Consider the following 16,323-nt stretch of genomic DNA (forward strand, 5'->3'; position numbering starts at 1 on the left):
GGCTTCATAGCTCAACTGAATAGAGCATTTGACTACGAATCAAAAGGTTTCTGGTTTGAATCCAGATGAGGTCACCAAAAGACAGAAAATGCTGCATTAACTGCAGCATTTTCTGTCAAAAGGAAAAAGTCTGAAGAAAAGCTTTCAGGTATAAAAAATTGAAAAATAATTTGTTAGAATAAAAAATTGTTCTACATTTGCAATCCCGAAACGGGAAAACGGCTTCATAGCTCAACTGAATAGAGCATTTGACTACGAATCAAAAGGTTTCTGGTTTGAATCCAGATGAGGTCACCAACTAAAGGACGAACGCGAGTTACATCGGTTCGTCTTTTTTTTATGCCCGGAAGTTTATATTATTTATATTTGTAATAACCGATACCTGTTAAAACACACCACTATACCACAATGAAATCCCTATCCGCATTCACCATCTTCCTACTCATCTCCTGTACCTGCCTGGCACAGCCGCAAAACAACCATACGGAAGAAAAGATCTGCTTCCTCACTTACGGCTTCCCCGATGTGGAAAGGGTACAGGTGGAACAAACCATCGCCCGGAAATGGGGCTTTGCTTTTTATACAGTAGGGGAGTGTGCCGTTGATCAAACGCTCATCGACAGCGTGGCCCGTGTCAATAACATGGCAAACAGAAAGATGGAGGCAAGATACGGCAGCAACTGGAGCAGCCGCTATCAGCAGGAGGTAGATGCTGTTTTCGCCACGCCTGAAAGGGCACAGGAATTGGTGAACCAGCAACTGTATATCTGGCGCAAAGAACAGGAATTAAAAGCGCAGAACGACAGCCTCCGGTACGCCTGGGCTGCTACGGGAAGAAAAGGCGTTTATAAGGTAATCGTTTCCGGATCAGTAAAAAATACTATCTTTTACAAGCTGTTGGTAGACTATCCAAAATATAAAGTTTCCCTGCTGACAAACAGATAATTGTTTTACCCAAACGGAAACCGGGAATTATGATACGGATCAGAAAAGAAGGCATACTGCTGAAACAAACCAATCTCGGGTTTGAAAACGAAGGCGTGCTGAATCCTGCCACTATCAGGGCGGGAAACCAGGTACTTTTTTATTACAGGGCAGTACAGAAAGGCAATCACTCCAGCATCGGTTTTTGTAAATTAAGCGACCCGCTTACGGTTGAACAACGCCTGGATAAACCCATTCTGTTTCCTGAACACGACTACGAAGCCAAAGGGCTGGAAGACCCCCGCGTTGTGTGTATCGACGGGTTATACTACCTCACATACACTGCCTACGACGGCGTGAGCGCCTGCGCCGCGCTGGCCACTTCCTCCGATGGTATAAAGTTTGAAAAACACGGGCTGATAGTGGCACAAATGGATTACGCGGAATTTAAACAGCTTGCGGAAACCAATGGCCCGCTGGATGAAAAATATATCCTGTACAACGATTTTAATCCGCGTTTATGGGATAAGGATGTAGTACTTTTCCCCAGAAAAATTAATGGCCGGTTTTATTTTCTGCACCGCATAAAACCACACATACAACTGGTTTCGGTAAACGAATTATCCGATCTCACGGCGGATTTCTGGAAAGATTATTATCTCCATCTCCACGACCATATCATACTAACGCCAAAGTATAAACATGAAATGAGTTATGTGGGCGCCGGCTGCCCGCCGGTGGAAACGCCGCATGGCTGGCTTTTCATTTACCACGGCGTGCATGAAACCCCGCAAGGCTACGTATATGTGGGCTGCGCAGCCTTGTTCGATCTCAATGATCCTGCGAAAGAAATTGCACGGTTACCTTATCCCATATTGGCGCCGGAGCGGGATTGGGAAATCAGGGGAGATGTGGATAATGTTTGTTTCCCTACCGGCACAGTCGTATTCGGCGATACCCTTTATATTTATTATGGCGCCGGTGATGAAGTGATCGCCACCGGAAGCATCAGCTTAACTGAACTGCTGAATGAATTGCTGGCTTATCCCGTATAGCAGGCTATAACCGCTTCAATTACGCGTTTGGTTTCATCGGGGTCGCGCACTTTGATGCAGGCTACGCCCGTTTCCTTTGCGGGGTAATCATTGCCGCCGGGAAAAATGGCGTCTCCTGCAAACAACATTTCTTCAATAGCGATTCCCAAAATATCCCTGAGTTTATGAATGCCGTAGGCCTTGTCGATGCCGTGCCTCGTGATATCCACTGAAGTAGTGCCACCCAGGCTTACAGAAAACTCCGGGATGATACCATCCAGCAAGGCTTTCATTTTTTGCCTTTTTGCAAAATCGGGATCCCACTTTTTCTTTTCTTCCAGCGGGGCTGCCTGTCCTAATGCGGAGAAGGTGATCTGGCTGCCACGGTCTTCTATGGCAGGCCCCCAAAGCTTGGCAGCTTTATATCCCAGGGTGTTTACCACCTCGTTCAAAGCGCTAATGATTTTCTCTTTTTCTGCCGTGGTGAAATCTTCCGCATATAATTTATCCCACTTACCATTGTATGCGTAAAACTGCGTGCCGCAGGTAGGGAGAATAGATAGCCGTTCCAGCCCTTTTTCGCCAGGCAGTTTTGCCAGCACCTGCTGCTCAAACTGTGGCCAGGCGCCGCCGGAAATAATCGCCACCCTGGCCACGGTTAGTAATGAATATAATAGTCCGCTCATTTCTTCATCAATAGCAGATTTACTCTGCGCCAACGTTCCATCCAGGTCAAATACTACCAGCTTCTTCATTTGTTGCGGTTATTTTTTTAGTAAGGCCAGTGCGCGTTCACAAATATTATCTGCCGTGAATCCAAACTCACGCAGCAATACAGGTCCCGGTGCGGAGGCGCCAAAGTGATCAATGGAAATAATCTCACCCTTATCACCCGCATAACGGTGCCATCCCTGTGAAATACCCGCTTCCACTACAATCCGGTTGGTTACATCGGGGGGAAGTATCTGGTCGCGGTAAGCCGGCGATTGCGCTTCAAACAGTTCCCAGCTGGGCATGGATACGGTGCGCACGGCGATATTAAATGACTGCAGTTTCTCCTGGGCAGCTACAATTAAATCCACTTCGGCGCCGGTGGCTATCAGGATCAGCTCGGGCTTTGCATCAGGCGCATCTGCGAGGATGTAACCGCCATAGCGCAAACCGTTGGCAGCTGCATATTTGCTGCGATCCAGGGTAGGCACCGCCTGGCGGGAGAGGATCAACGCCACCGGTTTGTCCGGTTCCAGGATCGCTATCTGCCACGCAGCAGTCGTTTCGTTGGCATCTGCCGGCCGGATCACTACCAGGCGGGGAATGGCGCGCAGTGCGGCCAGCAGTTCCACGGGCTGGTGGGTAGGACCGTCTTCTCCCATAGCAATACTGTCGTGCGTAAACACAAAGATTACTTTCAATTCTGAAAGTGCCGCCAGCCGGATCGATGGCCGCATGTAATCGGAAAAGGTGAGGAAGGTGGCGCAATAAGGGATGATGCCGCCGTGTGCCGCCAGTCCGTTGGAAATAGCGCCCATGGCATGTTCCCGTACACCATACTGGATATTCCTGCCATCGTAGCCCCATACGCCGCCGGCGGCGCCCTGCAGGTCGCCGTGTTCCATCGCCGGACTTTCAAAATTACCGGCGTCCTTTAATTCTGTGTTGGTGGACGTGTTAAGATCTGCAGATCCACCGATGAAACCGGGAAGATGTTTGAAAAACGCCTGCATCACTTTCCCGGAAGCGGCGCGGGTGGCCAGTCCCTTGGCATCAGCGGCAAACGGCGCAATGTCCTTATCCCAGTCTTCGGGAATATGGTCATGTATCAGCGAGCGTAATTCTTTGGCCAGCTCCGGGTATTTTTGTCCATAGATGATCATTTGCTCTTCCCATTTGGAAGATAATGTTTTGCCAACGTCTACGGCTGCACGAAAATGATCCAGGGCTTCCGCCGGCACTAAAAAATCCGGTTCCACCGGCCAGCCAAGTTTCTCTTTCGTGAGTTTTACATCTTCAGGGCCCAGCGGGGAACCATGCGCACCGGTGGTATCCTGTTTGGGAGAACCAAAACCAATACGCGTGCGCACGAGTATGATGGAAGGCCGCTCTGTTTCTGCCTGCGCCATACGGATCGCTTCATCAATTGCTTCCAGGTCGTTGCCATCCGCTACCTTCTGGGTATGCCATCCATACGACTCAAACCGTTTTGCATGATCTTCTGTAAAGGTAACCGGTGTGGCAGATGCCAGGGTGATCCGGTTATCATCATACAAATAGATCAGCTTGCCCAGCCGTAAATGACCGGCAAGGGAAGCGGCTTCGGATGCCACGCCTTCCATCAGGTCGCCATCACTCACCAGCGCATAGGTATAATGGTCTATTACCGTATCACCCGGACGGTTATACTTTGCCGCCAGGTAAGCTTCAGCCATCGCAAGGCCCACGCCGTTGGCAAATCCCTGTCCAAGCGGACCGGTAGTTACTTCCACGCCCGGCGCCAAACCCCTTTCAGGATGCCCCGGCGTTTTACTGCCCCATTGCCGGAACCGCTTCAGCTCTTCCAACGGCAAATCATACCCCGTAACATGCAGCAAACTATATAACAAGGCAGAGCCATGCCCGGCCGATAATACAAACCGGTCGCGGTTAAACCAATGCGGATCGGAAGGATTATGACGCAGAAACCGGGTCCATAGTACATAGGCCATCGGCGCAGCTCCCAATGGCAGCCCCGGATGCCCGCTGTCTGCTTTCTGTACGGCATCTACCGATAAAAAACGCAGCGTATTGATACATAGTTCATCCAATGCAACGGGATTGGGAATAAGAGAAGTGTTGTTGGTCATGGTATTCCTTTTTTGTAAAAAAAATGATCATACATAGGTCAACAAACTTCATGCGCAGATGGTTGCCCTATTATTTTTTAATTAGTCTACTAAAATTATAGACTTTTAAAAAAATATTGTATTATTGTGCTTCGTAGGCTTTCCGGGTCCGCTTTAGGGGAAACTCATCCACCTGTTGACATACCCCGTTTATCTTTCAAAATAATACCGACATGGAAACATCATTACAGTTAATGAGGAATAGTTGCTGTGTAGCATTTGCGGCAAACCGATGTTAGGACGCATCAATCAGAAATAAAAAGGCCGGAACTGTTGACGCAGTTCCGGCTGGTAATCAAGGCTGTTGGAGACATTTTACAGTGATGGCAGTTACCTGCTTTCACCGGCCTCATTTTTTCATACCAAAGTAAAGATAATGAAAATTGCTATTGCATGCAGCTGCGGGCTGCTGCTGGCGGCTACCGCATGGTCGCAGGAATTGCGTGCACCTCACAGCGCAGATACCACCAAACCTGTGCACAGGAACATTGTTCAAAACAACATTTCACTTTCAGGACGGATTATCGACGCCAAATCACAACAACCTATCGCCGGCGCTATTGTGCATATCAAAGGCACCACCCACGAGGTGCAAAGCAGCGCAAACGGGGAATTTGCCTTTCTCACCGGTCAGAAAGTGCCGGTCATCTACCAGATATCTTCCCTGGGTTATAAACTCAAAGAAGTATATGCCGATAAATCCAATGCAGGTAATATCGCCCTGGAAGAGCTCAGTACACAATTGAATGACGTGGTGGTAGTAGGTTATGGTACCCAGAAAAGAAGGGACCTTACCAGCGCCATCTCCTCCGTAAAAGGCAGCGACGTGGTAACGGTGCCGGTAGCGAGCTTCGATGCACAGCTGCAGGGCAGGGCCGCCGGGGTGCAAATTAATTCCAATACCGGTGTTCCCGGCGATGGCGTATTTGTAAGGGTACGCGGTACCACCTCCATCAACGCCGATAATGACCCGCTCTATATCATCGACGGCGTATTTATGAATAACTCCAGCCTGCAAACGGTGAATACCGGCGGCCGCTCCAGCTCCCCGCTGGCAGATATCAATCCTGCTGATATAGAAAATATAGAGGTATTGAAAGATGCCAGCGCAACAGCCATTTATGGCTCCCGGGGCGCCAACGGCGTAGTGATCGTTACTACCCGCCGCGGCAATTATAACAGCAAAGCAAAAGTAACGGCAGACGTATCGGCAGGCGTGGCCTGGGCGCCCAAAATGTGGGACCTCACCACCGGCCCGGAACATGCTACGCTGGTCAATGAGTTTTACCGCAACTCCCTGGCCGACGCCACGGCTCTCAACGACAAAGCAGGCATCACCAAATACAGCTACCAGCCCTTCCGCGCGCTGACGGACAATCCGGATAAATTGCCTGCACCCAGAGGATTGCCGCAGGATCAGCAAACCTACGACCGCCTCGGGGAAATATTTCAAACAGCCCCGCTTCAGAATTATAACCTGTCCCTTTCCGGTGGTAACCGCGAAACCAAGTATTATTTCGGCGGCGGCTATTCCAAACAGGAATCTATCCTCCGGCCCATCTCCTTTGAAAGGGCCAGCTTTAAACTGAACATCGATCAGCGTGTGAATGATAAGGTAACCATCGGGTCCAGCAACAGCTTCTCCCGCAGCTTCCGCAGCCAGGGCCGCGCCGGCGATGGCCCGCAGGGTGGCCTGTTGCAGGCCGCCTTGCATACGCCCACCTATCTCCCGGAAACAAATCCCGACGGTACACCGGCACGGTGGGCAGGCTTTGATAACGTGCAGGTACTCATCGATAACTACGATGTACACACCACCAGCCTCCGTTATATCGGTAACCTTTACCTCGATGCCACCCTGCTGCCGGACCTGAAGTTTCACAGCAACATCAGCATCGATTACAACAATTATAACGAATCTGAATACTGGAATAACCTCACCCAGCTGGGCGCCAGTCCCACCAACGGTTTGGCCACTTCCGCCATTACACAGAACACTTCCTGGATCAATGAACAAACGCTTACCTGGCGCAAACACGCAGGAGAAAAACATTTCTTCGGCGTACTGGTAGGCAACACCATCCAGAGTAATACGGAAACATTAACCTCCGCGCAGGGAACCGGCTTCCCTAACAATTCTTATAAATATATTTCTGCGGCCGCTACCCGCACTGCCGCGCAAACATGGACCCGCAGCACGTTGTCGTCGTTCTTCTCCAGGATTGATTACAACTATGCAGGTAAATATTATTTTGAGGCAAGCATCCGCGCAGATGGCTCCTCCAAATTCGGCGACAACTATAAATGGGGATACTTCCCGTCTGTAAGCGCTTCCTGGCGGCTCAAGGAAGAAAACTTCCTGAAGTCGGTGAACAGCATCAGCGATCTGAAAGTACGCGCCAGCTACGGCATCACGGGGAATCAATCCGGCATCAGCAACTTTGCGGCAAAAGGGCTGTGGTCCGGCGGTGCAGGCTACCCCGACAACAGCACCGGCGATCAGCCAGGCACCGCACCTTTGCAGTTGCCAAACCCCGACCTCCGCTGGGAGAAAACCAGCCAGTTCAACGGCGGACTGGATCTCGGATTACTCAACGGCCGTATCAATATCACTGCAGATGTATACTACAAATACACCAGCGATGTACTGCTGCAACTGCCTAAAGCAGGCGTTTCCGGCTTTACTTCCATCTATAGCAATGCCGGTGAAATCAGTAATAAAGGTTATGAAATCGGGATCAATACCACTAATATCAGCACCCGTAATTTCACCTGGACAAGCAGCCTGAATATTGCCGGCAATACCAACCGCATTGAAAAACTGCCAACACCCATATATCAGTATAACCGCGACTGGATTATCATGCAGGAAGGTTCACCCATGTACTCCTTCTGGCTGTACAACCAGCTGGGCGTGGATCCGCAAACCGGTAACGCCATCTTTGAAGGCGAGAAAGATGGCAAGCTGCCGGTATCTGCCCGCAAAGTAATGGGCAACGCTATGCCGAAATTTTATGGTGGCTTCAGCAATACCGTTTCCTATAAAGGTTTTGATCTCAGCGTGTTGTTATCCTTTCAGTATGGCAACGATGTATATAACCTGAACAAATTTTTCGGAGAAGGAGGAGGCACCCGCGATGCCAACCGCGTGTTATTTGCCGATCAGCTGAACCGCTGGCAGAAACCCGGCGACATCACCAATGTACCGCGTCTCACCGCCTATGGTCTCAACTACACCATCGATCAGAACAACCGCTTCCTGGAAGATGGTTCCTTCCTGCGGCTTAAATCACTCACGGTAGGATATACCATTCCTAAGTCTGTCAGTGAAAAACTGCATATCCAGCTACTGCGTGTATACTTCATCGGTAGTAACCTCTGGCTGCTGACCAAATACACCGGGCTGGACCCGGAATCAAATGTGACCGGGATACAAACCGTACAGGGACTGGATCTTGGCACGCCGCCGCAACCACGCAGCGTGCAGTTTGGCTTAAACGTAACTCTTTAAACGCTCTTAATTCTCCTGTATGAAAGCATATCGGAAATATATATCGCTCTTCTTTCTTTCGCTGACAGCCCTGTCATGCAAGAAATTTCTCGACGTGGAACCACGGGACAGTGTGTCTGACGAACAAACGATCATTGATAAAACATCCGCCGCTACCGCTTTGCGCGGCGTATACAGGAAGCTGGGCAGCGACGGTTACTACGGCGCTTTGTTCCAGACCTTTGGCTACCTGCCCGGTGATAATGTGCAGTGGACCGGCTCCCAGTCGGTTATACAGCAGTTTATTACTCATAAAATAAATGCAGACAATGGTAACCTGCAAACAGTATGGGCGGCTATTTACGCTACCATCAATGGCGCCAACAACGTGATCGCAAAAGTACCCGGTCTGCAGGACGCTACTTTTTCTGATACGGAAAAGAACCAGGCAGTAGGAGAGGCGTACTTTATCCGCGCCCTGAGCTACTTTGATCTTGCCCGCACCTGGGGAAATGTACAGATAACGTTAACGCCTACACTCAATGCTTCCGATAAGCTGGATGTAAAAGGCAGCACACAGGCACAGGTATACCAGCAGGTATTAAGCGATCTCAATGCAGCCGACTCGCTGCTGCAACCGCCGTCTCTAACAGGCGCGCCCAACCCGGTGAGGGTAAACCAGCAAACCGCCTGGGCGCTGAAAGCACGCTACTACCTGTACCAGTCGGACTGGGCCCAGGCAGAAGCCTATGCCACCAAAGTTATCAGCGACACAAGAAGCTATACGCTGCTCAAGCCTTACAGCGCCTTCTTTTCCCCGGCCAGCGCCGTGGCTACAAAAGAATCCGTATTTGAGCTATCGTACAGTGCTACTTATCTGAGCGGCCACCGCAACTACTGGCAGCCGCCGGCCAACGGTGGTACGCGGCAATGGGCGCCATCAGATGCGTTTATCACGCTGGTAAATGATCCGAAAACAGGCGGCAACCGCAACGCACTGGTAGCTAAAACCTCTGCCGGCCTGTGGTATGGCAACCTTTACTACAGAAGTCCCGCCACCGATCCGGCTTATGTGATCCGCATAGCAGAACTCTACCTGATCCGCGCGGAAGCACGCGCCCAACAGGATAAACCAGATCTGGCCCGCGAAGACCTCAACGTTATCCGCGACAGGGCCGGGCTCTCACCCGTGAATGAACTGATTGCAAAGAATGACTTGCTGCTGGCCATTGAAAACGAACGGAGAATAGAATTCGCACTGGAGCCTCACCGCTGGTTCGACCTGGTACGCACTAAACGCGCCGGCGCCGTATTGAATATCACGAATCCCCAGCTGTATGTATTCCCGATTCCGGCGAATGAAGTCACCTTATCGAACGGCAATCTGAAACAAAATGATGGTTACTGATCTTATCACCTTATAACAAATCACCAATGAGTAATGTCACAATCGGGGAAACGCCCGCCTGGAAAGACTATGAAAAAATTGGGTTCAGGGTAATCTTTATTTACTTCGTGTTGCAGGCGTTGCCGCTCGACTGGAAGTTTTACAGTTACCTTTTTTCTACTCCCATTTTTAACCTTCATTATGAAGATATCTTTAACCTGGCCAATTATACAATGCGCTTCGGCGCGGGGCCTGCTACCTATGCCGACTGGGGCATACTGCTGATCATTGCAGTAGCGGGCGCCGTTGTATGGACTTACGCCGATGGCCAACGGACACGCACCTACGACGCAGCCTTTTACTGGCTGCGCGTGATTCTCCGGTACCGGCTGGCACTGGCACTGTTGGCCTATGGCTTCCTGAAGCTGTACGCATTGCAGGCGCCATATCCCTCGCTGAGCAGCCTGAATACACCGTATGGCGATTTTAACCGCTGGAAGTTGTTTTCTCTCAGTCTTGGTATCGTTCCTTCCTACGAACTATTCCTCGGCGGTGTGGAAATATTTTTAGCGGTATTGTTACTGATCCGTAAAACCGCATCTATAGGCGCTTTCATGTTCCTCATCTTTTGTGGTAATGTCTTTATGTCCAACCTGGCATACGAAGGGGGCGACCAGGTATACAGCCTGCTGCTGATCACCTATGCCTTTGTTATCTTCAGCTTCGATCTGCAGCGGATTGTCCGTCTGCTTATCCTGCAAAAGCCTACAGCGGCGGCCACTTTTAAACCGGCATTTGAAGGCATCCGTAAAAACGGCAGGTGGATCCTGAAAACAGCTTTCCTGCTTTTCTTTGTGGTGATTTATGGTGTGAAAACAGGTGTGGGCGCAAAATACGATCCCTATCAATATCCCACCACCAAAGGGTTACCGGCTATCAGCGGGTTATATAATGTGGCCACGTTTGTTGTTAATGGCGATACACTTGCTTATTCTTTAACAGATTCCCTTCGCTGGCGCAACGTGGTGTTTGAAGAATGGAACACCATCAGCATCCGCACCAACAAACCGGCATTGGTAGATTCCAATAATCAGCACCTGGTGAAACGTGATAACGCGGAAAGACTATACGAAATAGAAGGTACCAGCGGCAGGCATTACTACAGTTACGCCGCCGATACTACGCAACACCTGCTTACGTTACAAAACAGGCATCCTAAGCTGTCGGCGGAAACCTTGTCGCTGCACTACTCGCGGCCGGATAACAACAGGGTGATACTCACGGGAACTACTTACAGCAGGGATTCTATCTATGTAATACTGGAAAAAGTAAATAAGAAATACCTGTTGGAAGAAGTGGCAAACGGAGGAGGACGAAACAGGAAGTTAAAACTTTAAACCAATTATCATGGCTCATAACACACCAACATTACCAGATGAACCCGTGATCAGGGATGCAGCGCCGGTGGCGTTGCCGGCTGTCGATGCACCATTGTCGCAGCTGCCGGCCTGGAAAGAATACCAGCTGGTATTATTCCGCATCGCCTTTATTTTTTTCATTGCGTTATCAGTTCCCAATAGTGTGGAGTGGTACCAGCAACTGGTGCAACTTGACTGGACGCAGTTGAACTACCGCGACCTGTATGATATTGCGCGCTTTGGCTCTGGGATTAATTTCCTTGGCAACACCATCTTCGGCAGTTCCCTGCTGGGCTATGCCAACTGGATCACCACGGCGTTAATAGCTACAGCCGGCGGTCTCGTGTGGACCGGCATCGTAAAAGCCCGCAAGCTGCCGCGTAAAGAATATTATACGGCGTGGTACTGGCTACGGGTGGTGGTAAGATACCGCGCGGGAATCGGTATCATCGGCTTTGGGTTTACGAAGCTGTTACCGGTACAAATGCCGTATCCATCTTTCGGTATTTTAAATACCAACTTCGGGGATCTTACTGCACAGAAAATTTACTGGTTATCTATCGGTATTGTGCCCTGGTACCAGGTGTTTGCGGGCGTGGTGGAAGTAACGGCAGGCGCACTTTTATTTTTCCGTAAAACGACTACGCTGGGTGCTGTTTTGTTGTTCGCCGCGTTGGGAGATATCGTGTACGTGAACTTTGCCTACGATGGCGGCGTGCATGTATACAGCAGTTATTTCGTACTGCTGGCAGCGTTACTGTTAGTAAATGATGTACCCAAAATTTATCGTTTGCTGGTACAGGAGCGTTTCACGGTACCGGTAAATTATTATCCTGTTTTTCCGGAGAGATGGCAACGCTATACCCGCATAGGGCTGAAATCTGCTACCATCTTCCTTTTCCTGGGTGTGCTTTTTTATCTGCAGCTGATCAATTTCCTGTATGATCCTTACAAACAACCATCTGTGGCGGGCGTAAAGGAGCTACGCGGCAACTACCAGGTAACGGAATTCCGGTTAAATGACCAGGTGATCCCGTATTCACCGCTAGATACGGTTCGCTGGCAGGAAGCCACGTTTGAGAACTGGTCTACTTTTACTTACCGCGTTAATAAGCCGCACCCGCTGGATCTGTCTAATGGTGGCGGCGATCCACAGCGCGATGTGAACCGCACCTTTGAAATAACCGGTCTCGCCGGCGGTCAGCGGGCTTTCCATTATTATGCAGATGAGGTAAATAAAGTACTTTACCTCGAAGATAAATACAAACCTATTCCGGACAGGCGTAACCGCACTGCCGGTGTGGGCGGCGATGGTGGCGTGGTAGTAGATAAAGCGGCAGAAAAGGCAGCACGTGAAGAAGCGGCTAAATCTGCGAAGGACTGGATCCCGGCAGCAATACGTAAAAATATAGGTGATGAATCATTAAAGATAGCGCCCATTGCATTGTCTGCCCGGAGGGCAAAAGATTATGCCGCCGCACCTGCCTGGGAAAACCGGAAGCGCTTTACCGTGAAATACTCCACCAGCGATGGTTCACATGTGATCCTCACCGGCGTGGATGAAAATAAGAACAACATCTATGTAGTGCTGGATCGCATCAACAGGGAGTATACGTTGACACCCAGCACCTTGCAGGCAGGAAAATACTAAGAAGCGCTATGTTGATAAAACGAACCAACTGTTACCGGGTGGCTGTTGTAATGGTGTTGGGTATGCTGGCTTGCCATACCAACACCCGGCCACCGGTACCGGGTTGGCCGGAACATTTCGGGTTTGGAAAAACAGCCACCCGCCGGCAAATCGATTCACTGAACATCTCCATTGCTCCCAATGGCAAGGGCCTGCCCGCCGGCAATGGCAATGCAGCAACGGGCAGGGAGATCTACCTGGCCAAATGTGCCTCCTGTCATGGTGAAACCGGCGCCGAGCCCACGCCCAACCGGCTGGTAGCTACGCTCAGCGATACGGTGCGCACAAAAACTATCGGCAACTACTGGCCTTATGCCACCACGGTATTTGATTATATCCGCCGCGCTATGCCCTTTAACGCACCGGGATCGCTCACCAATGAAGAAGTGTACAGCCTTACTGCTTTCCTGTTGTATCGCAACGATATCATCGACAGCACCCTGCAACTGGATGCAACAAACCTGTCTCATATTGTAATGCCCGCAAAAAAATACTATGTGAACGACGACCGTCGTGGTGGCAACGAAGTAAAATGAATATTATGTCAGGGGAAGACAACAAGATACCAAGAAGAACAATGCTGAGAGCAGCGGCGGTTTCCGCTGCTGCGGCACTAATGGGCGCTTCCAGGGTGCAGCGTGGTACCGGCAACGTCAGCACGGTCAAGGACACGGTTTACACGGATCCTACCAAAATCACCGGCACACTTCCGGGTACACTCGGCACGCGCTCGCCATTTGAGCAGCCGCTGAAAAAGCCCTCCGATATTTCTTCCCGCACACCGCTGCAGGATTTGTATGGCATTATTACGCCATCGGACCTGCATTTTGAAAGAAGTCATGCCGGCGTGCCGCTCATTGACCCCGATAAGTACGAATTGCTGATTCACGGTATGGTGGAGCGGCCTATGATCTTTACCTTACGCGATTTAAAGCGTTTTCCGGCCGCATCGCGCATCGCCTTTATCGAGTGCTCAGGGAACTTCCGATCGGGCAAGGAAACCATGACGCCGCAGGAAATTTGTGGCCTCACGAGTCAGAGTGAGTGGACCGGTGTAATGCTGTCCACCCTTTTCCGGGAAGTGGGCGTGCATCCAAAGGCGACCTGGTTCCTGGCAGAAGGTTCTGATGCTGCGGTAATGACCCGCAGCATCCCGGTGGAAAAGGGCTGGAAAGACGCCATGATCGCCTACGGGCAGAATGGAGAGGCTATTCGCCCGGAACAGGGTTATCCCGCGCGTTTATTCCTGCCGGGATGGGAGGGAAATACCAACGTAAAGTGGATCCGGCGTATTGAATTATCAGATCAACCCTTTATGACGCGTGAAGAAACTTCCAAATACACGGAAACCATCCGGGATCATAAGATCCGGCAATTCAGCTTCGATATGGACGCCCGGTCTATCATCACCTATCCGTCGTTTCCCCAGCAGGTGGAAAAGGGCTGGATAGAAATAAGAGGCATTGCCTGGAGCGGCCGCGGAAAAATTGATAGTGTGGAAATCAGCACCGATGCAGGGAAGCATTGGTCAAAAGCAGTGTTGCAGGAACCGGTAATGGATAAAGCACACACCTGTTTCCGTCATCTCTGGTACTGGGACGGGCAACCCACAGAGATCATAAGTCTTGCTACAGACGACACGGGCTATCGCCAGCCTTCATTAAAGCAACTGATACAGGCGCGTGGAACAGACATGGGAGGATATCATGTGAACCCGGTTACCGCATGGGTAATAAAAAGGGATGGCACCGTGTTGTTTAAACCGGAAAAATGGAAGTGAGCCTATTCGAATAAGGTCAGCTCATCGCGGGTAACTGCGTGAAAAAGATTTTGTAACTGGTGCACATGTACAATGGCACGGCCATATGGCACCAGTCCTTCTGCGGCATCTGTAAGTGGCTGAAACACTTCGTTTTCGTGCCTGATATGCACACTATGCAGCCGGTTATATTTCAGGGAATATACATTTTCATCTTCGCCGTAGTCGGGATCTCCTTTGATAAATCCAAATCTCAGCAGCAGGTCCACATCCAGCACCATCGGGTTTACCTTTGCATAGGGCAGTTTACTGAGCGGCAGTCCTGAATTATACACAAAGCCCTGTAAGATGCCTTCTACTACAAAGGCTGTTTCTTCCATGTTATAATCAAAGTAAGATACATAGTTGCCTATCCGTATGTCTGATTCTTCTATCATGTTTTTATCTTAATAAAATATAATCAGCAACAAAGTGATCAACGCCGGTAACGCCTGTACGAAAAAGATCTTTTTACTGGCGGTAAGTGCTCCATATATACCGGCAACAGCTACACAGCTTAGAAAGAAAGTGGCCACATGTAAGCTCCACACCGGGTCGGAAATAAAGAAGGTCCAGGCCAGGCCGGCTGCCAGGAAACCGTTGTACAGGCCCTGGTTGGCTGCCAGCGCTTTGGTAGGAACAAACAGTTCCCGGGGCAGTTGCTTGAATATTTTAGGTCCCCTGCTGGTCCAGGCAAACATTTCAAACCAAAGGATATAAAGATGTTCCAGCATTACAAAAGCAACCAATATTTTGATGGCGACCAGCATAGTGTTGAGGTTTATAAATAAATATAGGTCAAATTATTCTTTCTGCAAGCCAGCCAATGACCAACGCGAGCAAGGTGCCTGCGGCATAACATACACAATCGCTCCACAGGAATCCATGTCCCAGCAGGATGCCGGCCGGCGTGTTACGGAACTTTACTGCCCATTCTGCCTGGTACAGCTGCTGTATTTCTATCAGCAGGCAAACCACGTAATTGCTGATGCCAATTTTCCACAGGGGAGTAACCGGGAACAGGAACCGGATGCCAAAAAAGATACAGGTGGCAGATAATACATCGCCTCCATATATGCGTATGATGTCAGGAAAATATTGAGGAGCCCACCTGGTGGCGAGTCCTAAAGGGATATTCAGTAAAATAAGGAAAAAGTAGATCCAGCGCCTTTTTGCTACCATAGGTTCAAAAAGCGGTAAATATAGCAAAGAAAACCGGAATATGAGGATGGTCAGGAGAGAGAAAAAGGGACCTGCGGCCCCTTATACGATGCAATAACCCGGTGGTCGGGTTATTGCTGGTTATCACTTTCAACGTTACTTTTCTTTTTTCCGCGGTTAGTTCCGCCTTTACGGCCAATAGCGGCCATGTGTTCACGATTTCTGCTAACGGCTTCACCGCCTTTTTTACCTGCAGCACGGGCTTCCTCAGAAGTGAATTTGTGGGCAACACCTTGCTGGTGTGCAGCTTTTCCTCCTTCTCTGGAAATGGCACGTTGCTGTTCAGGGTCCATAGAAGCAAATCCGCGTTTGCTGTGTTTACTCTTTTGATCGGAGTTCTTTTCCGAAGCATAATTAACCGGCGTGGCAGTTTGATATCTGATGTCTTCCATAATCCTGAGGTTTTTTTTAGTGATAGTAGTTAAACATTTACGCTAACCCGGAACAAGATATGTGCCATCACGGTTTAACTACGATGGTGG

General features: G+C 49.9%; 14 protein-coding genes and 2 tRNA genes. 10 read left to right on the forward strand and 6 right to left on the reverse strand.

What is annotated here, in order from left to right:
* The 4 genes from AB6805_RS31520 to AB6805_RS31535 all read left to right on the forward strand — a co-directional run bounded on the left by AB6805_RS31520 (window position 1) and on the right by AB6805_RS31535 (window position 1,979).
* Window positions 1-77: transfer RNA gene (locus AB6805_RS31520), tRNA-Arg, on the forward strand.
* A 143-nt stretch (window positions 78-220) separates the two neighbouring features.
* Window positions 221-297, forward strand: a tRNA-Arg gene (locus tag AB6805_RS31525).
* Window positions 298-408: 111 nt separating this feature from the next.
* Window positions 409-945 (forward strand): hypothetical protein, encoded by a 537-nt coding sequence (locus AB6805_RS31530; RefSeq protein WP_370913408.1) that lies wholly within the window; start codon window positions 409-411, stop codon window positions 943-945.
* Window positions 946-974: 29 nt separating this feature from the next.
* Window positions 975-1,979 (forward strand): hypothetical protein, encoded by a 1,005-nt coding sequence (locus tag AB6805_RS31535; protein ID WP_370913409.1) that lies wholly within the window; start codon window positions 975-977, stop codon window positions 1,977-1,979.
* Here the strand turns inward: AB6805_RS31535 and AB6805_RS31540 are convergent.
* Together AB6805_RS31540 and tkt are read right to left on the reverse strand one after the other, a co-directional pair.
* Window positions 1,967-2,713 (reverse strand): HAD-IIB family hydrolase, encoded by a 747-nt coding sequence (locus AB6805_RS31540; protein ID WP_370913410.1) that lies wholly within the window; start codon window positions 2,711-2,713, stop codon window positions 1,967-1,969. The genes AB6805_RS31535 and AB6805_RS31540 overlap by 13 nt on opposite strands.
* Window positions 2,714-2,722: 9 nt before the next feature.
* On the reverse strand, window positions 2,723-4,798 hold the full coding sequence (gene tkt, locus AB6805_RS31545) for a transketolase (RefSeq protein WP_370913411.1): 2,076 nt from the start codon (window positions 4,796-4,798) through the stop codon (window positions 2,723-2,725).
* 415 nt (window positions 4,799-5,213) lie between these two features.
* Between tkt and AB6805_RS31550 the strand changes: the two genes are divergently transcribed.
* From AB6805_RS31550 to soxC, 6 genes are read left to right on the forward strand one after another with little or no spacing between them, the layout of a single operon-like run.
* Window positions 5,214-8,348, forward strand: a complete 3,135-nt coding sequence (locus tag AB6805_RS31550; protein WP_370913412.1) for a SusC/RagA family TonB-linked outer membrane protein — start codon at window positions 5,214-5,216, stop codon at window positions 8,346-8,348.
* Between the two features lie 19 nt (window positions 8,349-8,367).
* Window positions 8,368-9,735 (forward strand): RagB/SusD family nutrient uptake outer membrane protein, encoded by a 1,368-nt coding sequence (locus tag AB6805_RS31555; RefSeq protein WP_370913413.1) that lies wholly within the window; start codon window positions 8,368-8,370, stop codon window positions 9,733-9,735.
* Window positions 9,736-9,761: 26 nt separating this feature from the next.
* A complete protein-coding gene (locus tag AB6805_RS31560) occupies window positions 9,762-11,111 on the forward strand; it encodes a DoxX family protein (protein WP_370913414.1) in 1,350 nt (449 codons plus the stop codon).
* A 10-nt stretch (window positions 11,112-11,121) separates the two neighbouring features.
* Complete coding sequence (locus AB6805_RS31565; RefSeq protein WP_370913415.1) at window positions 11,122-12,783, forward strand: hypothetical protein; 1,662 nt, start codon at window positions 11,122-11,124, stop codon at window positions 12,781-12,783.
* 8 nt (window positions 12,784-12,791) lie between these two features.
* Window positions 12,792-13,358, forward strand: a complete 567-nt coding sequence (locus AB6805_RS31570; protein WP_370913416.1) for a c-type cytochrome — start codon at window positions 12,792-12,794, stop codon at window positions 13,356-13,358.
* Between the two features lie 5 nt (window positions 13,359-13,363).
* Window positions 13,364-14,602, forward strand: coding sequence for a sulfite dehydrogenase (gene soxC, locus AB6805_RS31575; RefSeq protein ID WP_370913417.1), 1,239 nt, complete (start codon window positions 13,364-13,366; stop codon window positions 14,600-14,602).
* Window positions 14,603-14,604: 2 nt separating this feature from the next.
* Here the strand turns inward: soxC and AB6805_RS31580 are convergent, their stop codons facing one another.
* The 4 genes from AB6805_RS31580 to AB6805_RS31595 all read right to left on the reverse strand — a co-directional run bounded on the left by AB6805_RS31580 (window position 14,605) and on the right by AB6805_RS31595 (window position 16,233).
* Complete coding sequence (locus AB6805_RS31580) at window positions 14,605-15,018, reverse strand: hypothetical protein (protein ID WP_370913418.1); 414 nt, start codon at window positions 15,016-15,018, stop codon at window positions 14,605-14,607.
* A gap of 9 nt (window positions 15,019-15,027) precedes the next feature.
* Window positions 15,028-15,390 carry a DUF1304 domain-containing protein gene (locus tag AB6805_RS31585; protein WP_370913419.1) on the reverse strand — a complete coding sequence of 121 codons (363 nt, stop codon included), beginning with the start codon at window positions 15,388-15,390 and terminating at the stop codon, window positions 15,028-15,030.
* A 28-nt stretch (window positions 15,391-15,418) separates the two neighbouring features.
* Window positions 15,419-15,802 (reverse strand): DUF2809 domain-containing protein, encoded by a 384-nt coding sequence (locus AB6805_RS31590; protein WP_370913420.1) that lies wholly within the window; start codon window positions 15,800-15,802, stop codon window positions 15,419-15,421.
* A 110-nt stretch (window positions 15,803-15,912) separates the two neighbouring features.
* Entirely contained in the window at window positions 15,913-16,233 is a 321-nt protein-coding gene (locus AB6805_RS31595) for a KGG domain-containing protein (RefSeq protein WP_370913421.1), read from the reverse strand.
* Window positions 16,234-16,323: the final 90 nt, after the last annotated feature.

The sequence above is a fragment of the Chitinophaga sp. RCC_12 genome (assembly GCF_041360695.1).
GTDB lineage: Bacteria > Bacteroidota > Bacteroidia > Chitinophagales > Chitinophagaceae > Chitinophaga.